At 44.0% G+C, this 24,159-nt stretch carries 16 protein-coding genes; 11 read left to right on the forward strand and 5 right to left on the reverse strand.

Going from position 1 to position 24,159, the window contains the following annotated elements:
• Nucleotides 1-453: 453 nt before the first annotated feature.
• Entirely contained in the window at nt 454-1,497 is a 1,044-nt protein-coding gene (locus A7325_RS02030; protein ID WP_068404171.1) for a dienelactone hydrolase family protein, read from the reverse strand.
• 438 nt (nt 1,498-1,935) lie between these two features.
• Here A7325_RS02030 and A7325_RS02035 point away from each other — a divergent pair, with 438 nt between their 5' ends.
• From A7325_RS02035 to mmsB, 8 genes are all read left to right on the forward strand, one after another.
• A complete protein-coding gene (locus A7325_RS02035) occupies nt 1,936-3,120 on the forward strand; it encodes an MFS transporter (RefSeq protein ID WP_068404230.1) in 1,185 nt (394 codons plus the stop codon).
• Between the two features lie 315 nt (nt 3,121-3,435).
• A complete protein-coding gene (locus tag A7325_RS02040) occupies nt 3,436-5,100 on the forward strand; it encodes a fatty acid--CoA ligase (protein ID WP_068404173.1) in 1,665 nt (554 codons plus the stop codon).
• Between the two features lie 312 nt (nt 5,101-5,412).
• The gene (locus tag A7325_RS02045; protein WP_227514919.1) at nt 5,413-7,509 is read left to right on the forward strand and encodes a propionate--CoA ligase; all 2,097 of its coding nucleotides are present in this window, start codon (nt 5,413-5,415) and stop codon (nt 7,507-7,509) included.
• Nucleotides 7,510-7,876: 367 nt separating this feature from the next.
• On the forward strand, nt 7,877-9,361 hold the full coding sequence (locus A7325_RS02050; protein ID WP_068404175.1) for a CoA-acylating methylmalonate-semialdehyde dehydrogenase: 1,485 nt from the start codon (nt 7,877-7,879) through the stop codon (nt 9,359-9,361).
• A gap of 194 nt (nt 9,362-9,555) precedes the next feature.
• The gene (locus tag A7325_RS02055) at nt 9,556-10,716 is read left to right on the forward strand and encodes an acyl-CoA dehydrogenase family protein (RefSeq protein ID WP_068404176.1); all 1,161 of its coding nucleotides are present in this window, start codon (nt 9,556-9,558) and stop codon (nt 10,714-10,716) included.
• Between the two features lie 79 nt (nt 10,717-10,795).
• The gene (locus A7325_RS02060; RefSeq protein WP_068404178.1) at nt 10,796-11,578 is read left to right on the forward strand and encodes an enoyl-CoA hydratase; all 783 of its coding nucleotides are present in this window, start codon (nt 10,796-10,798) and stop codon (nt 11,576-11,578) included.
• A 57-nt stretch (nt 11,579-11,635) separates the two neighbouring features.
• Nucleotides 11,636-12,868, forward strand: a complete 1,233-nt coding sequence (locus A7325_RS02065) for an enoyl-CoA hydratase/isomerase family protein (RefSeq protein WP_068404180.1) — start codon at nt 11,636-11,638, stop codon at nt 12,866-12,868.
• A 111-nt stretch (nt 12,869-12,979) separates the two neighbouring features.
• Nucleotides 12,980-13,933 carry a 3-hydroxyisobutyrate dehydrogenase gene (gene mmsB / locus A7325_RS02070; RefSeq protein WP_068404181.1) on the forward strand — a complete coding sequence of 318 codons (954 nt, stop codon included), beginning with the start codon at nt 12,980-12,982 and terminating at the stop codon, nt 13,931-13,933.
• Nucleotides 13,934-14,138: 205 nt separating this feature from the next.
• Here the strand turns inward: mmsB and A7325_RS02075 are convergent, their stop codons facing one another.
• A complete protein-coding gene (locus tag A7325_RS02075; protein WP_068404183.1) occupies nt 14,139-14,897 on the reverse strand; it encodes an IclR family transcriptional regulator in 759 nt (252 codons plus the stop codon).
• Nucleotides 14,898-15,512: 615 nt separating this feature from the next.
• Between A7325_RS02075 and A7325_RS02080 the strand changes: the two genes are divergently transcribed.
• Entirely contained in the window at nt 15,513-16,358 is an 846-nt protein-coding gene (locus A7325_RS02080; protein ID WP_068404185.1) for a hypothetical protein, read from the forward strand.
• A 125-nt stretch (nt 16,359-16,483) separates the two neighbouring features.
• On the opposite strand, the gene A7325_RS02085 is transcribed toward A7325_RS02080, so the two are convergent.
• Entirely contained in the window at nt 16,484-17,281 is a 798-nt protein-coding gene (locus tag A7325_RS02085) for a 4'-phosphopantetheinyl transferase family protein (protein WP_227514920.1), read from the reverse strand.
• A 95-nt stretch (nt 17,282-17,376) separates the two neighbouring features.
• Nucleotides 17,377-17,895, reverse strand: coding sequence for a peptidoglycan-associated lipoprotein Pal (gene pal / locus A7325_RS02090; RefSeq protein WP_068404186.1), 519 nt, complete (start codon nt 17,893-17,895; stop codon nt 17,377-17,379).
• A gap of 395 nt (nt 17,896-18,290) precedes the next feature.
• On the opposite strand from pal, the gene pepN reads away from it, so the two are divergent.
• Nucleotides 18,291-20,906: an aminopeptidase N gene (gene pepN, locus A7325_RS02095; protein WP_068404236.1), complete on the forward strand. Its 2,616-nt coding sequence runs from the start codon at nt 18,291-18,293 to the stop codon at nt 20,904-20,906.
• A gap of 137 nt (nt 20,907-21,043) precedes the next feature.
• Here pepN and A7325_RS02100 read toward each other — a convergent pair whose 3' ends face one another.
• Nucleotides 21,044-22,126: a 3-deoxy-7-phosphoheptulonate synthase gene (locus A7325_RS02100; protein ID WP_068404188.1), complete on the reverse strand. Its 1,083-nt coding sequence runs from the start codon at nt 22,124-22,126 to the stop codon at nt 21,044-21,046.
• A 539-nt stretch (nt 22,127-22,665) separates the two neighbouring features.
• Between A7325_RS02100 and lpxB the strand changes: the two genes are divergently transcribed.
• Nucleotides 22,666-24,060, forward strand: a complete 1,395-nt coding sequence (gene lpxB / locus A7325_RS02105; protein ID WP_227514921.1) for a lipid-A-disaccharide synthase — start codon at nt 22,666-22,668, stop codon at nt 24,058-24,060.
• The last annotated feature ends 99 nt before the right edge of the window (nt 24,061-24,159 follow it).

Raw genomic sequence — 24,159 nt, forward strand, 5'->3', positions numbered from 1 at the left:
CACTGGTAGTTCTGCTTGCCATAGCTTTTTTTGCCGTGTATCGAAAAACTGGGACTGTGACAGTCGGGGCAATTGATCTGTATTTGTGTCTTCATAACCTCAAATATATCATCTTGCTTTGGCTGTCACCCTCCTTTCTTCTCCTCAGCATACTTTCTGACACACCACCCATTATTTTATGAGTTTTTTTAATTGTTAGTCATATAGTCACAGCACTTTTAAACCGCTACGGTGTTGCCCACCCTAGATGTACTCAATGTACTATCTGCGGTCGGTCACCTTGTAGCGATTCTAAAATTCCTTGACTATAGCAATAAATATGCATAGTTTTTGATTATGATTTTTTGAGCATGCAAAGTCTGTAAGCAAAAGGATATCAGCACTATAAATATGTAAGTTTAAAAAAGATAAGTGAGGAAAAGTATTAAATGCAAGGCGATTTAAGAGCAGTGCTTATCCACAATCTTTATAATCGTAAGCGGATATACGAGGGCTGTTGCCATAGTTTTCGTTATGGCATAAAAATTTATCGAAGCGAGTATCACCATTGATGTAGCGATGCATCCAAGCAATACCCGGTTTGCTGAGTAATATCTCATTAAAGCGATAGCTTGGACAAAAGTGGCTGCCGTTTTTTATCTCAAGCTTCATTTTTGGCCCAGCAGCATGATTATAAAACGCACTGCTGTACTTTTTATTAGAGGCAATGCGGTCATTTTGGCAGGTAATAAATAACGCGGGCGTGTCCATAATGCCGTAGTCTTCATCATGATAGGGCGTTTGCGGAATAATGGCGCGAACGTCACTGCGCTGGGTTGCTAACTGCAGCGCGCCACCACCACCCATCGACCAACCGATGGCGCCCAAACGTGTGCTATCTATTTGCGCACCTACCGTACTATCGCTCAGAATATGATCGAGGGCGACGCTCAACTGCGTTGCACGGCTATTTGGGTCATCATAAATAGAGTTGGTGTCGATAGTAATCACCACAAATCCCCAAGATGCCAGACGCGGACCCCACCATTTAATAGACGCTTCATAAGACACATAACCGGGAATCACTGCGATGCCGCCTAACAGGCCGCAGTCTCCAGCATTGGTAGGATAATGAATGGTGCCGCCGCCGAAGCCATTGGCCAGCTGACGGGGAACGGCTTTACTCGCCACAGTAAAAGGACCGTTATCACGCGTAGCTGACAGCTCAGCTGCGGTAATGACACTATCAGCGATACAGTTTGATCTGGAAGCTGTAGATGTTGTGGTGGTTAAAGTTGCTTTACTTGCAGGAACTTTGGCTAATGATGCAGGGGTTAATAATGTTTCGTTTGAAGTCGCTTTGGTTGCTGTGGTTGGTAAGGTAACGGTTGATTGCTCTTTAATTGAAAGTGTTTGAATTGAGTCTGTTGGTTGTGCTGCGATTGCTGTCATATTCACAGAAATAATCAGTGTGCCGGTTAGGGTAATCAATCTTAGATAAAAAGGGTTGTTTAACATGATAAAGGGTCTGTTAGATGATGGTTGGTTTTAATAGCAAAGCAAAATAATAGTAGACAGTAATCTATTCACTGTCAAAAATAACAGTCACCTCTCCAGTGCTAAAACGGCTTTTATAAAGCCGCATTTAAAAAGCTGGCGTGAATAACATACCGAAACCTGAGTCTGGTATTTGCTATGATAAAATCACCAATCAGGCATCTTTTTATAGTCCGTTATAAGTTTTATGGTAGGCATGATGTAATTGCTACCACTTATTTCTATCACCCATGCGTCATTTAGTACGAGCTAGCACAAAAGTCAGCTCTAGCTAAAAAAGCACTCAATATAGTAAGTCATACTTTGAACAATCATATAAATAACAGTATAAATAATGATAGCGATGTTAATGGCAAAGCCGCTGGTATTAGCCAAGATAATAGCGTCAGCAATCGCCGTATCAACACACCCTTTGCCGCGCCTTCATGGGTACTTAAGCTGACGATTGGCTTGATTGGGATGTTTGCTTTTTTGCAGGTCTATTCTATTCAAGCTATTTTACCGGTCTTGATGATGGATTTCACTGCAACTGAGGTGCAGGCGGGCATGATTGTTGGTGCCACCATATTGGCAATTGCTATCATGTCCCCATTTTTGGGCATGCTGTCTGATGCAGTAGGACGCAAGTCATTTATCGTTGGGGCGTTATTGTTTTTAGCGATACCCACTGCGTTAATTGCCCAAAGTCCAAATATCGGCTGGATGGGCATGTGGCGCTTTATGCAGGGATTGTCTGTGCCCGGTATTACGGTGGTGACGATTGCTTATATCGGCGAAGAGTTTGAGGGACGGGCGCTCACTGAGCTGATGTCATTTTATGTGTCAGGGTCGGTGCTCGGCGGCTTTATGGGGCGCTTTTTACTTGGGCACTTGCACGAGCTTATCGGTTGGCGCGCTGGCTACTATGTGATGGCAGGTATGACGCTGATCGGGGCGCTATGGGTGGGTAAAATGCTGCCCGCATCACGGCACTTCGTTGCTAATCCTAATTTTCGCTCAGCCATGCAGACCCTCGGTGAGCATTTGGTCAATCGCTATGTTGTCACTTCCTGTTTGCTTGGTGCTTGCGTGTTGTTCTCGTTGGTTGGCTGTTTTACCTTTATTAATTTACATTTGGCCGATACACCTTATGAATTAAGCACAGGTGCGCTTGCCAATATTTTTGCGGTGTATTTAATTGGCGTTGTCATCACGCCATTATCGACGACGTTGCTGCGCCGCTTTGGTTCGGCACGTACGGTTCGCGTGGCAGTTATTATCTCGATGTTTGGCGTGCTCTTAACTCTCGTGACACCGCTTTGGGGCATCGTACTGGGGCTTGCCATCATGTCCAGTGGCGTCTTTATTACCCAAGCGGCCACCATCAGCTATATTGCGGTCAATGTCAAAAAAGGACGCTCATTGGCCTCAGGCTTATATTATATGGGTTATTATGCGGGCGGCACGATGGGTGCGTGGCTCTGCGGCATCGCTTACGCGCGTGGGCAATGGTCGCTGACGGTTTGGTTGTTATTGTTTGTACAAGTGCTAGCGTTATTGGTCGCTAGTATTGGGATGGTCAAAACAGCGGCTCGCGCGGAGTAATATAGATTTTTACTACCCTTTAACATCACATTTTTAACATTACTTGACCCTATAACCTAACTTGCCATAACACAATAACCCAAGTATTTAAACGTCAATCAAAGAACCTATAGTCGTCAGCGACTTACGCAAGCACGCTTTACATAGCCTAGGTTTTTTCTTACTATCAATGAAGCTTATCAAGAATGACGATAAGTATTGCCATCAATAATAGCCACGCGTATACCGATAAAAATGCTCTGTTTTTATATGTTTCTTAAACCCTATTAAAAGTGCTTTAAAATAATTAAAATCACCCACAAGGAAGTCAAATTTATGTCAAATATTTATCATAGCGCGCCGTCAGCCTACGATTATCCCTTAATCGTCAAGCAACTCTTAAACCGTGCCAAAACAGTGTCGCTAGAGCAAGAAATTATTTATGCCGATAAAAAACGCCTCACGTATAAAGAGTTGTTTGAGCGTATCAATCGTTTAGCCAATGTCTTAGCCGACTTAAACCTTGATGCCGGTGATGTGATTGCGGTGATGGATTGGGACAGTCATCGTTACTTAGAATCGTATTTCGCCGTACCGATGTCAGAATATATTTTGCAAACCGTCAATATCCGCCTATCACCTGAAAAAATCCTCTATACCATCAATCATGCTAAGCCAAAAGTATTGCTACTAAACTCTGAATTTGCGCCATTGGTGAAAGACTATCAGTTTGAAAACTCTAGCATTGAGCATATTATTTGGCTTGATGACAATGGCGTGTCACATGAAGGCGTCTTTGGCGGTAATCAAAATCGCGTCACTGGAGAATATGAAGCATTGTTAGAGGCCGCCAGTAGCGAGTTTGATTTCCCAGATTTTGATGAAAACACTATTGCCACGACTTTTTATACTTCAGGTACAACAGGCGATCCAAAAGGGGTGTTTTTTAGCCACCGCCAACTGGTCTTGCACAGTCTGACGGAAGCCGCGACCTTGGGTATGCTGCCCAATAAACAAGGCGTCAGTTACGGCGATGTTTATATGCCGATGACGCCGATGTTCCACGTTCATGCGTGGGGCTTCCCGTTTACCGCCACCATGGTTGGTTTAAAACAAGTCTATCCCGGACGCTACGCACCTGACGTGTTAATGGATTTGATTATCAATGAAAAGGTCAGTATCACCCACTGCGTACCAACGATTTTGCAGATGGTACTCAAAGAAGCACAAGAGCGCGATGCCAATTTTAATGGTTTAAAAATGATTATCGGTGGTTCGAAACTGACTGAAGGTTTAGCAAGAGCCGCACTGGCGCAAGATATTGAGGTTTATACTGGCTACGGTATGTCTGAGACCGCGCCGCTGATTAGCTTGACAGAATTTAGTCTCAATGAGCCTGAGATGTCTGAGGACGAAGATATTGCCCGCCGCTGTATGACGGGTAAGCCAGTACTGATGGTCGATGCGCAAATATGGAATACTGATAATGAGTCCGTCGGTACGGGCAAAGACAATACCGGCGAGTTGGTGCTGCGCGCGCCTTGGCTAACCCAAAGCTATCTAAAAAATGACGATGCTGGTAAAGAGCTGTGGGAAAATGGCTATATGCATACCCAAGATATCGCCTATATGCGCCCCGATGGTTATATTAAAATCACCGATCGTTTAAAAGACGTCATCAAGTCAGGCGGCGAGTGGATATCATCGTTAGAGATTGAAACGATTTTATCCTTGCATCCCGCAGTCGCTGACGTATCAGTGATTGGCATCCGCGATAAGCAATGGGGCGAGCGTCCGCTAGCTTTGATTGTACTCAAACCTAATTGCCAAGATACTAACGCCGATGACATCAAAGCGCTTGCTGAACAGGCGGTAGCGCGGGGAATTATTCCTAAATACGGCGTGCCAAGTCAGTTTAAGTTTGTCGATGAGCTACCAAAAACCTCGGTTGGTAAACATGATAAAAAAGTCATGCGCGAAATGTATGATGAGCAGAAATAAGACTTCATTAAATAGTCAGCTGTCTAAAACGCTTGCGTTAAGCAAAATATCAAATGGCTGACATGCGTAGTAGTTGACCTTTATCCCTAGCTCTGCTACATTTTAAACCGATACATAACGTATCGGTTTTTCAGTTTTGGCAGGGACAGCCAGTTTTATATTATGATAGTATTGAATAAGAGCGTATCTTATAAAGCGTCATATTATAAAATAATTTCTTATAAAAGCGCTTTTTATAACATCGCTTCTTATAACCTTGTTTTTTATAAAAACGTACAGCATTACCCATCGTTTACGCTAAGGACAGCCATTATGAACGAGCAAGCCATTCGTCAAAATTCTCAACAAACTAGCCAGCCAGCTATAAATCACAATAATAATCAAAACCTTAATCAATCCTCTAGCCAAGATTCTCCCCCATCATTTAATAGCGCGCAAAGCTTTGCTGATATTTATCAGTCCTCTATTGATAATAAAGAGCAGTTTTGGGCGGAGCAAGCCAAGCGGATTTATTGGCATAAAGAGCCTGAGCAAATTCTTGACGACAGCAATCTGCCATTTGCTAAATGGTATGTTGGCGGTGAAACCAATCTTTGCTACAACTGTGTCGATCGCCACCTTGCAGAGCGCGCCGAGCAAGATGCTTTTATTTGGCTATCCTCTGAGATTAACCAAGAGTTGATAGAAACTTTTCCTGCCGTAGTCGATGCCTTTAAAGATTTGGGCAATAACGTTGAGCTTTATACCGATTATACTAAGCGGCGCCTGACTTATAACGACCTTTATAAAGAAGTAAATTACTTCGCCGATGTGCTACAGCGTCATGGTATCGAGAAGGGCGATCGCGTCATCATTTATATGCCGATGATTTTAGAAGCCGCTTATGCCATGCTAGCCTGTGCGCGTATCGGTGCGGTACATTCGGTGGTATTTGGTGGTTTTGCTGCCTATAACTTGGCCATCCGTATGGATGATGCCGAGGCAAAAATGGTCATCACTGTCGATGCAGGTCTACGCGGCGGCAAAGTGATTAATTATAAAAGCCTTGTCAATCAAGGTGTTGAGCAAGCGACAATCAAGCCCGAGCATGTACTAGTGGTCAATCGTGGCGTGTTGCCGTTCGAGAAAAAATCTATCGATGTCGATTATGCATCCCAGCGCCGTATCAGTTGTGAGGCCAACGCCATTGTTGAGCCAGTTTGGTTAGAGTCCAATACGCCGTCGTATCTTCTGTATACTTCAGGCACCACTGGGAAGCCAAAGGGTGTGCAGCGCGATACCGGCGGTCATGCAGTGGCGCTAACGACGTCGATAGATTATATCTACGATGGCAAAGCCGGCGAAACTTTTTGGGCGATATCAGATATCGGCTGGGCAGTTGGGCATTCTTATACCATTTATGCGCCATTGCTCGCTGGCATGACCAGTGTTATGTATGAGGGCTTGCCGCATCGTCCAAACCCAGGTATTTGGTGGCGGATTGTCGAAGCAAATAAGGTAAATATTCTATTTACTGCACCTACGGGTGTACGTATGCTGAAAAAACAAGATGAAACGTGGATGACGCGCTATGATGTCTCTAGCCTTAAATCATTCTTTTTGGCAGGTGAGCCACTCGATGAATCAACGGCCAATTGGTTGACCAAGCATTTAGGGGTGCCGATTTTAGATCATTATTGGCAGACAGAGTCTGGCTGGCCAATCCTAAGTAACACGCCCAAATTTAATCATAAACCGCACAAACAAGGCTCGCCCGGTTATCCAATGTATGGTTATGATGCGCACGTCATCAATGAAGAAACCGGTGAGCTTTGTAAAGCTGGCGAAAAGGGCTTGCTCGCCATTCGCGCACCACTGCCGCCCGGTTGTCTCACCACCGTATGGCGTAATGACGAGCGCTTTATCAGCAGCTATTTTGGTCTGTTTGATGGCAAGCACTACTCTACATCAGACTATGCCGTGACCGACGACGACGGCTATTTTTATATTTTAGGACGCACCGATGATGTGATTAACGTCGCCGGTCATCGTATTGGCACGCAAGAGATTGAAGAAGCCATCAGTACCCACCCAGAGATGGCTGAATGTGCGGTCGTGGGTATCAAAGATCAATTAAAAGGCGAGTTGCCGATTGCTTTTTGTGTGCTAAAAGACCATGAGCAAGTGGCGACGACCGAAAACCGTTTCCGTATTGAACAGCAAGTCATCGGTGCGGTAGTAAAATCCTTGGGCGGTATCGCTCGTCCAGCGGCGATTTATTTCCCGCAAGCATTACCCAAAACACGCTCTGGCAAAATCTTACGCCGCGCTATCCGTGCTTTAGCGGAAGGTAATGAAACGGGAGATATGTCAACGCTTGACAATCCAACGGCGATTGATGCGATTAAAAAATCGATGAAAGATTATTAAGATCAAAAGCCATTGATTGAACTATTGACATGACCTTGTCAATTCTAATCAAAATTTAATCACATTTTTAAATACAACTTTAAAAGTAATAAAAAGCTCATGTACCAGCATGGGCTTTTTGGTTTTTAGACCGATAAATTTTATAGATGGCGACTATCGCAAATAAAAGTTTGATAAAGCGCTTGACCCTAAAATTGATTTATTGCTATAGTCAATAACGATACGAAATAAATCATTTTAAAATAACATTTAAAGGTTAATAACGGACAGTTTTTATCCCTTTTAACAATATACTTGTATGAATACTTTTTTATAAATACTGGCACACCAGTAAATGGTGGGCAAACAAACAAGATAAGGATATCTTATGCATCACGTTCAGCAGCTTATCGATGGTCAATTTGTTGATTCTAATACCAGCGAATGGATTGACATCACTGATCCCGCCACCCAAGAAGTCATCGCAAAAGTTCCGCAAACTACTGACGATGAAATCAATCAAGCCGTCGCTGCCGCCCAAAAAGCGTTTCAGACATGGCGCAAAACGCCTATCACCACACGTGCGCGTATTTTTTTAAAGTATCAAGAATTGATTCGCGAGCATATGGATGAGCTGGCAGAAATCTTAACCGCAGAGCAGGGAAAAACCATTGCTGATGCGCGCGGTGATGTATTTCGTGGTTTAGAAGTGGTCGAGCATGCCGCAGGTATTGCCAATCTGCAAATCGGCGACTTCGTTGAAAACGTCGCAACAGGCGTCGACACCTATAGTATCTGGCAGCCACTTGGCGTCTGTGCTGGTATCACGCCATTTAACTTTCCCGCGATGATTCCACTATGGATGTTCCCAATGGCGATTGCTACGGGTAACACCTTTGTCCTTAAACCTTCTGAACAAGATCCAATGGTGACCATGCGTTTGGTTGAGTTGGCAGTAGAAGCTGGCGTCCCTGAAGGCGTACTCAACGTCGTGCACGGCGGTAAAGCAACCGTTGATGCCATTTGTGATCATCCAGATATCAAAGCAGTTTCATTCGTTGGCTCAACCAACGTCGGCAAGCATGTCTATGAGCGCGCCAGTAAATCAGGTAAGCGTGCCCAGTGCATGATGGGTGCCAAAAACCATGGCGTTATATTGCCTGATGCCAATAAAGAGCAAACGCTCAATCAGCTAGCAGGTGCCGCCTTTGGTGCCGCCGGTCAACGTTGTATGGCGCTATCAGTTGTGGTGCTCGTCGGTGCAGCAGGGGAATGGATTGATGATATCAAAGCCAAAGCAGAAGGCTTAGTAGTCTCAGCAGGTAAAAACGACAAGGATTTAGGTCCACTCATTTCACCTGCTGCAAAAGCGCGTGTCGAGCACTTAATTGGTACGGGGGTAGAAGAGGGTGCTAGTCTACTTCTTGATGGTCGCGGCATCACGGTTGAAGGCTTTGAGAAAGGCAACTTTGTGGGGCCGACTATCTTTGATAACGTCACTGCGGATATGCAAATCTACAAAGAAGAAATCTTTGGACCTGTTCTATGTATCATGCGTGCAGCCGACCTTGATGAAGCGATTGAGCTACTCAATGCCAATCCACATGGTAATGGTACCGCTATCTTCACTCAGTCAGGCGCTGCTGCGCATAAATTTCAACAAGATATTATGGTTGGTCAAATCGGTATTAACTTGCCAATTCCTGTGCCACTACCGATGTTCTCGTTCTCAGGCTCGCGTGCTAGTAAGCTTGGCGATTTGGGTCCTTATGGTAAGCAAGCGGTACAGTTCTATACGCAAACCAAAACGGTCACTGCCCGCTGGTTTGATGACGAGGCAAGCCGCAGCGTCAATACTACTATTTCAATGTAATCGTCAAACGACTATATTTGCAGCGTCCAAGCAATATAGCGACACTCTTGCTCAGTATTTTTTAGCAAAAGCATGTTTTATGATTGTCGTTATAGCGCTGCTATACTGTATAACCAGCACAGTTTAAACCACGGTAGACTGACGGCTTATAACCTTTTTTCCCATATTTGCTATACATGCACAAGGATGACCCTATGGATTTTTCATTGACCGAAGACCAAATCGCCTTTCGCCAAACTGCCAGACAGTTTGCGCAAAAAGAGCTAAAGCCCAATGCGGCTGAATGGGATCGTACTTCGCACTTTCCAGTCGATGTCATCAAAAAAACCGGCGAGCTTGGCTTTTTAGGGCTATATACCAATTCAGAATATGATGGCTTAGGGCTACCACGCTTAGACTCTGCCATGGTGTTTGAAGAGCTGGCCTGGGGTGATACCGCCGTTGCCGCCTATATGAGTATCCATAATATGGCGGGTTGGATGATTGGTGAGTACGGTAGCGATGCTTTGTGTAAAAAGTATTTGCCCCATATGGTCAGCGGTGAATGGCTTGGCAGTTACTGCTTAACTGAGCCGAATGCTGGTTCTGATGCGGCTTCATTACGTACCAAAGCCGATAAACAAGGCGACTATTATGTGCTTAATGGCGAAAAAACCTTTATCTCAGGCGCAGGCTCGACTGACGTCTTAGTGGTTATGGCGCGTACAGGCGGTGCAGGGCCAAAAGGGGTTTCAGCATTTGTGGTAGACGCTGACAGCGCTGGTATCGAATATGGTAAAAACGAGCATAAAATGGGTTGGAAAGCGCAACCAACCCGTACCATCAGCTTTAAAGATGTCAAAGTACCAGCAGAAAATTTAATCGGCGAGGAAGGCCAAGGTTTTCGCATTGCGATGAAAGGCTTAGATGGCGGTCGTATCAATATTGGTATCTGTGCAGTAGGTACGGCGCAGTCAGCGCTAGAGACAGCGACCAATTACGTGCAAGAGCGTAGCCAGTTTGGTAGCCCGATTGCCAGCTTACAATCAGTACAGTTTAAGCTTGCTGACATGCTCACACAAACCATTACTGCGCGGCAAATGCTTTATTTAGCAGCTAATAAAGTCGATAACAATGACTCGCAAGCATCTACCTACTGTGCGATGGCAAAGCGTCTCTCAACTGATCTTTGTTTCGATGTCGCTAATGAAGCCTTACAGCTACATGGTGGTTATGGCTATCTAAATGAGTATCCGCTTGAGCGCCATGTGCGAGACTTGCGTGTGCATCAGATTTTGGAAGGCACCAATGAGATTATGCGGGTGATTGTCTCGCGCCAGCTTATGCAGGATGATGCGTTGATTCAATTACGCTAGCCCAACAATACTATAAAACTGCTTTATTAAGCGTTTTGAATAAAGCCATTTTATAGAAAGATAATAACAAGGATGTTCCATGACCGATTATACCAACTTAAAGCTCTCAATCGACGGCCATATTGCTACCGTCACACTGAATAACCCACCAGCCCATACGTGGACGATGGAAAGTCTGCCGGCACTCAAGCAGCTGGTCACTGACCTCAATGCCAATGATGATGTTTATGCCTTAATTATCCATGGCGATGGGGAAAAGTTCTTTTCAGCAGGTGCGGATTTAAACAATTTCTCAGACGGCGATAAAGGACGCGCGATAAGTATGGCTATCGCGTTTGGTGAAGCGTTCGAAGCGCTATCAGCGTATCGCGGCGTTAGCATCGCGGTTATCAATGGCTATGCTATGGGCGGTGGACTTGAGTGCGCGCTGGCCTGTGATATTCGTATCGCAGAAGCGCATGCACAGATGGCTTTACCAGAGACGGGCGTGGGCTTACTGCCCTGTGCAGGTGGGACGCAAAACCTACCTTTACTGGTTGGTGAAGGTTGGGCAAAACGGATGATATTGTGTGGTGAGCGCGTCGATGCCGAGACCGCATTACGCATTGGCTTAGTCGAAGAAGTCACGGCAAAGGGTGGGGGTTTATTAGCGGCGCAAGCCTTAGCGCAAAAAGTCGCTAAGCAATCACCTGTGGCGGTCAGTTATTCTAAGCGGCTTATCCAAGCAGCAAGAAATACCCCGCCTGCCCAAAACCTTATCCATGAACGCGAGGCTTTTGTTAAGTTATTCGACACCAACGATCAGCGCGAAGGCGTACAAGCATTCTTAGAAAAGCGCACACCCAATTGGCAAAATAAATAGCCTGTAGGCATGTCTTAATATTTACTTTACTCATTTTAATTTTGGTAGGTCTCTTTTATGACAGCAGTAACAGAAAACACAGAACAAGAAGCGCCAGTCCTGTTCAATACTGAGCCGACAGAGTGCGGTCATCTGATTGGCATAATGACGTTAAATACGCCAAAGTCTCTGAATGCGCTCAGCGTTGAGATGTGTCAGTTATTAGCCAAGCAGCTAGAGCAGTGGCAAAACGACGATCAGGTAGTGGCATTGGTATTAAAAGGCGCAGGCGATAAGGCATTTTGTGCTGGCGGTGATATTCGCAAGCTTTATGACAGTATGTCTAGTGATGCACCGCTACCGAATCCTTATGCGACAGAATTTTTTGGTCATGAATATCGTCTTTATCGGCAGATGCACTTTTATTCCAAACCACTAATACTCTGGGGTGACGGCATTATTATGGGTGGTGGCATGGGCTTGATGGCAGGTTGTAGTCATCGTTTGGTCACCGAGCGTACCCGCTTTGCTATGCCAGAAGTAACCATTGGACTGTTCCCTGACGCCTCTGGCAGTTGGTTCTTGCAGCGCATGCCAGCTAAAACAGGTTTGTTCTTAGGGCTAACGGGTGCGATGTGTAACGGCAAAGATGCTTTATTAGCCAATCTTGCAGAGTATGCCGTTGCCAGTAGTGATTATGATGCCGTTATACAAAGTTTAAAACAGAGTGATTGGCAAGCGGCAGCAGATAGCACCGATAAATGTCACAACGATAGCGCTCATAGTATCGTCAGTCGCGCATTAGCAGCACATCCTGTAGCCGAATTGCCTGCTAGCAAATTAGCAACCTATTGGCATCCTATCCAGCAATTGATGAACAGCGGCGGCTTAGGAGATATTGATGCACTTCTACAAAGTGACGAAGCGCTCGCAAAATTAGATACAAACTTTGCAGCAGACAGCTGGACGCAGCGAGCAGTAGAGACTTATCGTAAAGGCTGTCCAGTTACGGCCGCTTTGACCTATTCGCTTTATTATAAAGTGACTGATTTGTCGCTAGAGCAAGTCTTGTATTTAGAGACCAATGTCGCCGTACATTGTGCCGCCAATCCTGATTTTAAAGAAGGCGTACGGGCGCTACTGATTGATAAAGATCGCAATCCACAATGGTCACGCTCATTAGCAGAGTGTCTCAGTAGCGAAGGGCAAGCATATATTCATAGCCACTTTGTAAACCCTTATGCTAAAGGCCAGCACCCTTTAGGCGGCTGGTTGGGCGAAGGCGCATTCGGTAACCAACTTGTGCGCTAAAAACTTATAGTTCAATGAAACAAATCAGGTAAAAATTAAAAAATGTAAGATTCCATAAAGCATTGTCCACATATATGTATAAATAATAAGCAATCATCAAGGAGCGATGAGATGGGTACAAAGGATACAGATTTAAGTAATAAGGCATCAAACGATACTACTAAGCCAAATATCGCCTTTATTGGGCTTGGCAATATGGGCGCACCGATGGCAGAGAACTTGTTAAAGGCAGGTTATACGCTATCGGTTTATGACTTGTCTGCGGAGGCAACCGCGCGCTTGCAGCAAGCAGGTGCCAGTGTGGCTGATAGTCCTAAAGATGCTGCGAGCAATGCACAAGTTGTCATTAGCATGTTGCCTGCGGGCGAGCACGTCCATTCTGTCTATCTAGGTGAGAATGGCGTTAATGGCCTACTAGCAGAATTACCTAAGGGTACTTTGGTCATCGATAGCAGTACCATCGCAGCAGCTGATGCAAGATTGGTGGCAGAAGCAGCAAGTAAGGTTGGTATCGACTTCTTAGATGCGCCAGTCTCCGGTGGTACAGGAGGCGCCATTGCTGGCACTTTAACTTTTATTGTCGGTGGTAGTGACGATGCATTCGCTAAAGCCGAACCAATACTCGCCGTTATGGGCAAAAACATCTTTCATGCAGGCGAGCATGGTGCCGGACAAGTGGCGAAAATCTGCAATAATATGCTGTTAGGTATTCTCATGGCAGGGACGGCAGAGGCGATTAATTTAGGCGTAAAAAACGGTCTCGACCCTAAAGTGCTATCAGATATTATGCTACAAAGCTCGGGCCGTAACTGGACGCTAGAGGTTTATAACCCTTATCCGCAGGTGATGGAAAATGTGCCCTCTAGCAACGGTTATAAAGGCGGCTTTATGAGTAAACTCATGCAAAAGGACCTTAATCTTGCGATGCAAACGGCTAGGGATACCGATGTTGAAACGCCGATGGGAGCCAAGGCTACTGAGCTTTATAAATCTCACATAGTAGAAAATGGCGATAAAGATTTTTCTAGTATTATGGCGCGTCATGACAGTTCGGTCTTGTCTTAAAGCACGAAACGCTTCAAATCCTTAATCAATTTTGCATAGAGTGTTTTTCTAATTGCCAACATGTTATTAACAAAGCATAAAAAAGGTCTGCGCTGAACTGACCCCCAAATGTTGGACGGTTTAGTTTATAACAAGGACTGAGTTCTGTATTGCACAGGACTCAGTCCTTTTTACTCAGTCATATTTTTTCTTAATGTCACACACCCTAGTTTTGTAGCTCATACACCAATGCTTGAATATCATGCGCTGCCTTTTGCAAGCGCGGCACATGCTCCATTAGCTCATCTAATGACACGCGAATGGTTGGTGCGTGGATATATAGCGACGCCAGATAGCGAGATTTTTTGTCTAGTACAGGCACTGACACCCCTACCATCTCTGAGATAAATTCCTCATTATCGATACCAATGCCTGTCTCTGCGATACGATCAAGCTCGGCATTTAATGTATCAATATCGGTAATCGTATTTTTGGTAAATTTATCTAACGGTAGGCCTTGTAGTATTTTAGCGCGGCTGGTCGCAGACAACTGGCTTAAATATAACTTACCCGTAGCCGTACACCACATCGGTGATTTCGCGCCGACAGGCAGATATATTTGCAAAGGCAGCGAGGTGTTAGCGCGATTGGTATACATCATGTCCATCTGGTAAGGAATGGCGATACCGCAAGTCTCCTTAATCTCATCAACCAATTTTTGTAAAATAATTTGCCGCTCATTAAAAAACTGACGCTGCTGCCAAAGCTCAACGCTCAAATTACGCACCCGCTTGCCAGGAATAATACCGCCGCCAATATCGACGGTCACAAACCCTTCATCGACTAAGTTTTGAATCAAGCGATGGATAGTAGGTTTTGGGATATCAAGCTCTTGCGACAGTTCAAGTGGTGAGAGGGGTTTTGACGCATAAGACACCGCTTCGATAATCTCTAAAACACGGGTAATCGACGAAACTTTTGGCATAAAAATGGCTCAATAAGAATAATAAAGGTAAAGCGAAAAGTAGAAAAAAATCATTAATACGCTAATGAAAAGTCCAAAAATGCAAATACTAAAAAGACATCTATTAATAGCTCTAATTTAGCATAATAACGCACTCAAACAAGCTATCTTATTAGATGTAAACGATATATTTACGTTTTTATAGTTCAGACTAATTTCCCGCACTTCTGTTCTAGATCTTATTTTGGGTAGCATTAGATACGTTAGCTCACAAACCACAACAAACTGTAGTAATAAACTCTATAACTGTAATTGAGTTAAAGGGGAAGGTAGGCCATTATACTGACATGTTTTGTAATACCTTTACATGAGCGTTAAGCGATGTAATATTCATGTTCTGACTATTCAGTTGCTTTGAGAGTATTGTGTAACAGGAAAGCGAAGTTTTGCAGGTTGGTGTAGCAAATATTACAATATCTATGCAATCTTTACATAACGGCAAATAAAAAGTGCATTCATGGGGGTGACTTTTTAAGCCAAAATTGTTTTAATCTGCTCAACAAAATGGTTGTTTATAAAAAATTTAAATTATCATTTTTTTACGGGCGAGTTATTTCACACTTTAGGAGAGTATTTATGAAACTTATTAAATTAACAGCAATTTCTGCTGCTGTATTAGCATCTACTGCTGCACTAGCAGCTGAACCAGTTATCGTTGTTGATAACAACGATGCGGTTGTATACGAAGCAGAGCCAGTTGCAGTAGCTTATCAAGCTGAGCCAGTTGCTGTCGTACAACCAGCAAACTCATATAGCGACAGAACTTTTTTCCAAACTGTGACTCATCCAGCGGCTATCAGTGCTGAAGTAGGTACACTAGGTTATGGTGCTAATATCGGTTGGGCACTTAACGACAAAACTGAATTACAAGCTGGTTGGGCAGGTGGCGACGTTGCCGACCTATTCGGCGGTGACTTTGATGCAAATGACATTAACTACGATGTTGATACAGATTTTAGCAACCCGTACCTAGGTGTACAGTTACGTCCTACTGGTAACTGGTTCACAATGGGCGCTGGTATCATCGTTCCTGACAACGATATCGATGTACGTGCAAATTCTGAAGGTGACGGTTATTACAGTATTGATGGTGATAGATATTATACAGGTCAAGCTCCTGTAGATGCTCCAGATGTTGCTGGCGAGTACGTTGGTAACCTAGAAGGTTCAATTGAGCACCGTAACAAGTTAGCACCTTACTTAACCGTGGGTTTCCGTCCTAACATTACTAACAACTTTGGTGTGTTTGGTGAACTTGGTGCAGCGTACATGGGTAAAGTGGACGCTACAATCAATCGCACTGATGATAATCCAAACTCTGCTGCAAATATTGTTGCTGATCGCGCAGAAAAAGATCTAGAAGATAAAAACTGGTTAGAGTGGATGCCAATTGTTAAACTTGGTGCAACTTACCGCTTCTAAGCTAATCACAGTTTAATGACTGTTATTAGAAGATAAGTAGCAATAAAAAACGATCCTTTTTAGGGTCGTTTTTTTTGGTCTAAAATATAGTTCTCACTCATTTTTTTAAAAGCATTAGGAAATATTTAATAAACAATCACGGTTTGCTGATGAGGTAAAAGAGCGATACGGTAATTGCTTTTATTGTCGTTAATGTCCAGTAAAGGTGATTTGCTTGTAGCGCCACTTACTAAATCAGCAATGAGGTAAGAGTAGTCCTTTCCTAATCCTTGTGCCAGCTTATACTGAAAAACCTTAATAAAACTTTCTTTTATTTGCCATAGTAGCTTGGCGATTATATTTCTTTGCATAGGTGGTAAGGTCTGCAAGATAGCCATCTCATTGGCGTGGTAAAAGCGCTGCGCCACCTTCCATTTAACGGCATTTATTTCTATATCAATGCCCACAGGTCGATAAGCGCTAATGATCACCGCGACTTTATTATCCAAATGTTCAAATAGATTTTCGTTTTTATGCTGATTAGAAATGATGCGCTTATGGGTGCCAGTATGACTAAAGCAGACGTAGTATTGACTATTGGCAAGTCGATATGGAAAACTTGCATCATTCAAGGTATCAATCATCTCTAGCTTATTAAGTAGTGAATGTAATAATAATCGTACGCCAGTGCGCTGCTGTTGGCGCTGAAGATGAGCTATCTCGCGTGTGGATAGAGACACGGTAGGAATGCGATATTGCCATTGCATGTGACGCAATTTTTCCACGCTCGTATTTAAAAATAGATTGGGATTAAATAACAGCGGTAAATCGCTGAGTAAAACGGGATAATTTAAAAAAGAAGGCATGATAATCTGAGCTGACGCATACCAGGTGGTAGCGTCAAGTTGCTGGTAGTGAATATCACGTAATTTTAAAGATGACATAATTTATCTGTAGAATATGAATAGAATAAGAAAAGCCCAACAATAGATTGCTGGGCTTCTTTAAATTACGGCTGATTAACTCTTATTAAATACTATTAGTAAGACAATTCAGCACGGCGGTTTTGGGCATAGGCATCTTCTGTTGTACCGGCAACAGCAGGGCGTTCTTCACCATAGCTGATGATACGGACGTTATTTACAGCAACACCTTGAGCGGCAAGATAATTACGTGCAGCTTGGGCACGGCGCTCACCTAGTGCCATGTTGTACTCGCGGCTACCACGCTCATCGGTATGACCTGCGATAACGACACCAGCGTTTGGATTTGAGCTTAGGAGGCTAGCGTGTTGGTTTAATACACTGGCAGCTTCTGAGGTGATTTCACTGCTATCAAAAGCAAAATAAACCACGGCTTGTAGATTTTCTGCACCAGTGATAACGGCATTTGAATTATCAACGATAACCGCACCGTTATAACCAACTTGACCACCTGGGATACCTAGTGGGGCAACGACCACTTCTGATGTCGCACGTTTGTTAGCACAACCTGACGCAAATACGACAGCGCTTGATAATACTGCGAGGGCAGCAACTTTTGCAATACTGGTAGACATATAAGCTCCTAAAATTTTAATAGCATTGATTTTAATGGCATTTGTTGTTTTTGAACTGCTTACGGTAAAACTTAGGTAATTACTATCTACCATATACTAAATGTTACTTTATGTAAGTAGTATTACTGTAAATAGTTCGAGAGTTTACCTAAAGATATGTAGCATTCTGATTAAAACCTTTGAATTGATTTCTACCTTAACCAATTTAATTACTCATCGTACTTGAAATTTCATAGTTTAGGTCAATGTAACTATCTTAAAAACTTTGTTTATAACGAACACCGTGCTAATTAATAGGGCACTGTAAAATAATCAATTGACTGTTTAAAACGTGAATAATAATAGGAATTTCCATGTCCACTACTGAAACTGACGCACAAATTATCAATCCTGACATGCCAGATGTGCCGCCACATGCGCCAAGTAAAATACATTTGAAAGACTATCAACCGCCAAGCTTTGCGGTCGAAACCGTCGATTTGGATATTAAGTTATTCGATGACCATGCTATTGTGGATAGTACTTTGATGATGCAGCGCCAGACTGAGAGCGACTTAGTGCTGTATGGCGAAGGACTTGAGCTGTTATCTATTAAGCTGAATGGTGAAATACTTAACAGCGAGTGCTATACGCAAACGGATGGTAAATTGACCATTACCGATGCGCCGGAGCATAGCAAATTACAACTACAAGTACGTATCCATCCGCATACCAATACCGCGCTTGAAGGCTTATATATCGCCGGTAGTGGTGACGATACTATGTTCGTCACCCAATGTGAGCCTGAGGGCTTTCGCAAGATTACCTTTTATCCAGACCGTCCCGATGTGCTGGCAAGATTTACCACGCGTCTTGAAGCCGATAAGCGTTTCCCGACGCTATTGAGTAATGGTAACTTGCTCGAAGCGGGTGAAGTGTCGGATGCGCCTGAGCGTCATTACGCGATATGGCAAGACCCGACCAATAAACCAAGTTATCTGTTTGCTTGTGTCATCGCCGACTTAGATGTATTGACTGACAGCTATACGACGAGCGAAGGACGCGAGGTGAAGCTTGAGCTCTATGCAAAATCTGAAGATATTGATAAATGTGCTGTCGGTATGCAAGCATTAAAAGACTCGATGCAGTGGGATGAGGTCAATTATGGCCGCGCGTATGATTTAGACCGTTATATGATTGTTGCCGTCAGTCAGTTTAATATGGGCGCGATGGAAAACAAGGGTTTAAATATCTTTAACACCGCTTGTGTCTTGTCTAGTCCTGAAACGACCACAGATGCACGCAGCTTTAGTGTCAAATCTATCATTGCTCATGAATACTTTCATAACTGGACAGGCAATCGTATCACGTGCCGTGATTGGTTTCAGCTGTGTCTAAAAGAAGGCTTTACCGTTTATCGGGATCAATCATTTTCGGCCGATCAGCAGTCAAGTGCTGTCCAACGTATCGATGACGTGGCAACCTTGCGCGCGCATCAATTTGCTGAAGATGCCGGACCATTGGCGCACCCTGTACGTCCTGAGAGTTTCGTTGAGATTAATAACTTTTATACCACCACTGTTTACGAGAAAGGCGCTGAAATCGTCCGTATGATTGCCAATACGTTAGGGCCTGATAACTTTCGTAAAGGTACGGACGAGTACTTCCGCCGTTATGATGGGCAAGCGGTCACGGTTGAAGACTTTTTATCGGCGCTTAGTATTACCGATAGCAAGATTGAGGACTTTATCGCCTGGTATCGTCAGCCCGGTACGCCAGTGGTGTCTGGTCACCAAGATTATGACAGCGCGACGCAGACATTGACTATTACTTTGAGTCAGCAAACCCGTCAGGTTGCAGGTTTTGATGCACCAAAACCCTTGCCGATACCCGTAGCGACCGCATTATTTGATAAAAATTCTGGTCATATCATCGCTGAACGTATGCTGCTACTGGATCAAGCAGAGCAGACTTTTACCTTTGAAAATGTAATGAGCGAGCCAGTCGTGTCGTTGTTACGCGATTTTAGCGCGCCAGTACAGCTGAATTATGATTATCAAGATGAAGACTTGGCATTTTTGCTCAAATATGAAACCAACGGTTTTAACCGCTGGCAAGTTACGCAAATGCTGGTCAATCGTATTTTACTGCAAGGTCACGGCGCGAAAAGCAGTCCTGAGGTGTATCTACAAGCAGTGGCGCAGGCCTTACCTGAACTGGCTGCTAATGATGCGATGTTGGCGGCACGTTTGCTGGATATTCCATCATCACAGGAGCTGGCAGCTGCTATTCATCAAGAATACGATCCAGAGCTGGTAAAAGCACAACGTGAAAGCTTATATCAACAGCTGGCGACAGCGCTAAAAGATCAGTGGTCTGAGCTTTATAAGCAGTTACCAATACAGGTTTATGAAGATAGTGCGGAAGCTCGTGGCAATCGCGCTTTACGTAATGTGGTGCTTGATATGGCACTGACCGCTAACGTCGATGGCGCTACTGAATGGGCAGAGCAGCAGTATCATAACGCCAGCTGTATGACCGAGCGTTTTGGCGCGTTAAAGGCGATGGTCAATCATCAACTGGCAAACGCTGATAAGTATCTGGCGGATTTTTATCAGCGCTTCCAAAATAATGATTTGGTCATTGATTTATGGTTTAGTGTGCAAGCCTCTGCTGATGCGGTTACGCCTGATACTATTAAATCCTTACTTGCGCATAACGATTTTGATTGGAATACGCCCAACCGTGTGCGCTCAGTCATCAGCGCCTTTACCTCGCAGCCTACGGTGTTGTGGACACCAGAGGGTTTAGATATTTATATCGCTGTGATTAAAAAGCTGGATGACGCCAATCCGGTGTTAGCGTCACGCTTATTGCAAGTGCTGGCACGTTGGAATACTTTGATTGAACCGCACCGTCAAATGGCGCATGAGCAGTTGCATGAACTACAAAAGCAAGCGACTTCTAAGCATGTAATTGAAAGCTTAAACAGTGTATTAGGTGCGGCAAATGAAGGTTCTGCAACTGCGTAAAGAGCAGTACTTTATAAGTTAATACTTATAAAGCAAGATTAGTCAGTTAAAAGACATAAAAAAGGCCCGTCTGATATCTGATATTAAACGGGCTTTTTTATGAATGGTCGATAACGACTAATTCTGACCAGTCACTACTAACGATTCGGCAAAACGTCTTTAACCATATCGCGTAGATTGTGTAGAGCGCTAACGGTGCTTTCCCAATCTAGGCAACCATCGGTGATAGATTTACCGTATTCAAGCTGGCTCAAATCTGCCGTTAGCTTTTGATTGCCACCTTTTAAATGACTCTCAATCATCAAACCGATAATAGATTTATTACCGTTTTTAATCTGCTCGGCAACGTTTTGAATGACCATTGGTTGCAGATACGGGTCTTTACCTGAGTTGGCGTGGCTTGAGTCAATCATAATTTTGCTATTGGTTTTGCCTTTTGCTAGCTCATTTTCAACTTGTGCAACAGCGGTTTCATCATAGTTTGGCTTACCATTACCACCGCGTAGGACTACGTGCGCGTAGGGGTTGCCTTTAGATTTGATGATAGAAACTTTGCCATCTGCTGATAAGCCGAGGAAGCTATGACCTTCTTTTACCGCTTGCATGGCATTAACCGCAACGGTCATGCCGCCATCGGTGCCGTTTTTAAAGCCAACTGGGCACGATAAGCCTGAGCTCATTTCACGATGCGTTTGGCTTTCGGTGGTACGCGCACCAATCGCTGACCAACTAATCAAATCCTGAATGTACTGCGGCGTATTTGGGTCTAAGGCTTCGGTTGCGCACGGCAGACCTTTTTCATTCAAATCAAGCAGTAGCTTACGAGCAGTGCGCAGACCTTTTTCGATATCAAAGCTGTCGTTCATATCAGGGTCATTGATCATGCCTTTCCAGCCAACCGTAGTACGCGGCTTTTCAAAATAAACGCGCATCACAACGAAGATGCTGTCTTCAATCTCTTTTGCCAATACCGCCAAGCGATCGGCGTATTCGTGGGCGGCTTTAATATCGTGAATAGAGCAGGGGCCAATAACCACAAATAGACGCTTGTCTTTGCCATCGAGGATATCTTGGATGGTATTGCGACCTTTTAGAACCGTGTTATAGGCGTCATTCGACAAAGGTAGCTCAGACTTTAGCTCAGCGGGTGTGATTAAAGGAATGAATTTTTCAATATTCACGTCGTCAATATCTGCATTATGAGTAGCTGGTGTTGTCATGATTATATATCGTCTAGCTGATTTATAGGGATATTCATTATGCGGACAAAAGCGCTGGTTGACAAGGGCAGTCGTACAGTTAATTGACTGCTAACTGGAATGTGGCGACCAAAACTTTGTTATGGCTAATGGCTGCATCCCGTCTTAACATGCTGTCACTCATAGGTATATAAGAATAATAAGGCAGTGTAAAGCATAGGTGAAATGATGCTTTATCGCTAACCTAAGTCCAAATTTGCATTAAACAGAACGTTTATAGGCAGATATAAATGAGTGATACTGAATGGATTTTGTGCACTAATTTCGCTATTTTTAGCTATTTCCAGCACTGTCACGTATGATGGCAATATAAACGACTAAGTTCGAGCATTATAGAATGCTATCAAGATGCCTTTTAATGGGCATCTTATTACGGTTAAGCTATGTTATATTTTATATAATCATTTTTATGATAGACGCATTTTATCTTTTGTTTCATTTAACTGTGCTACTCAAATGGCACCAATTAAATTGTACCACTTTAATATTGAGAGCTTATCATGACAGATCCTGCTACGCCTCACCAACCTGCTGATACAACGCCAGCACCGGATGCTTATGGTGCTTTTGATAAATTGCCTGAGGTTACAAGCTTGCCACTGGTGATAGGGATTGTCGCCGGGGAAGTGTCAGGCGACAGTTTGGGTGCAGATTTTATGCAGCAGATGAATAATCTGCGTGATGATATTATTTGGGTTGGGGTTGGCGGCGCAAAGATGCAAGCGCAAGGGCTACAAAGTATTTTTCCGTTATCGCGCTTAGCTGTGATGGGCTTGGTCGAAGTAGTGGCGCAGTTACCGGACTTGCTTAAAGCGCGTCAAGAGCTGCTGACGGCATTTAAAACGGCAAGTATTGATTGGTTTATCGGCATTGATGCACCCGACTTTAACCTTAGAGTGGCAAAGAAATTAAAGCCGCAGGGCGTGTTTTGCGTGCAGTATGTCAGCCCTTCTATTTGGGCGTGGCGTGAGTCGCGTATTCATAACATTATGGCAGCGACCAATCTGGTACTTTGCCTATTCCCATTTGAGCTGCCGGTCTACGAGCGTTATAATCATCCCGCGATTTGCGTCGGTCATCCGCTACTACGAACCATTGATCAGACCTTACTTGAGACGCCCATCAATCAGCGCCGTAGCGAATTGGTCTGGCATAATGATGGCTTGCAGCAGTTTTTCATCGACCGCTTTGATGAGGTCAGTCAGCTTATTTGCGTCATGCCCGGCTCTAGGCGTGGTGAGATAACGGCTATTTTGCCGCTTATGCTCGATGGTATCCAAAGACTTTTGCTGTTAGATCCTAAGCTATGCTTTATCATTCCAACTGTCGATCAAAACCATCAATATATCGTGCAAGATGTGATCGATAAGCGCTCAGAGCAACTGCGGGCGGCGATTGCGGTGGTCTATGATGAAAGTCAGCCAGCCTTTAGTCAGCTGGCGATGGCGGCATCAGACATGGTTATGTTAGCGTCGGGTACTGCAACCTTGGAAGCCATGCTGCTTGAGCGTCCAATGGTGGTGATTTATCAATTAAATCAGCTGACTTATCAGATAGCAAAACGTTTGGTGAAAGTCCCTTATGTCGGTTTGCCCAATATTTTGGCAGACAGCGCAATCGTGCCCGAGCTTATCCAAGAGCAGGCAAGTGGTGATAATATCTGTCGTACCGTGATGCGTTTGTTGCAGCCGCGCGCGTACGCTGAACAATTAAAAGCGCTGATTGATACCAAGTATGCATTGCAACAACAAAGCAATCATGACCCTGCGCATAGCGTCATCGAACAGTGGTTTGTTCAAAACCGCGACAGTTATCAAAGTCATGATTTTAATGGACAAGACGGTCATGTCAGTCAAGAAAATTACGACAGCCAAGACAATTATCAAGCTCAGTAATCAAGATTAATAACTAAGCTCAGTAATCAAGCGCTAATTATGTTAGGCACGCAAAAAATTCATTAAACCGTAAAGTTAAGAAATAATAAAGTTATGAGT

This window comes from Psychrobacter sp. SHUES1 (assembly GCF_001652315.1).
GTDB classification, from domain to species: Bacteria; Pseudomonadota; Gammaproteobacteria; order Pseudomonadales; family Moraxellaceae; genus Psychrobacter; species Psychrobacter faecalis.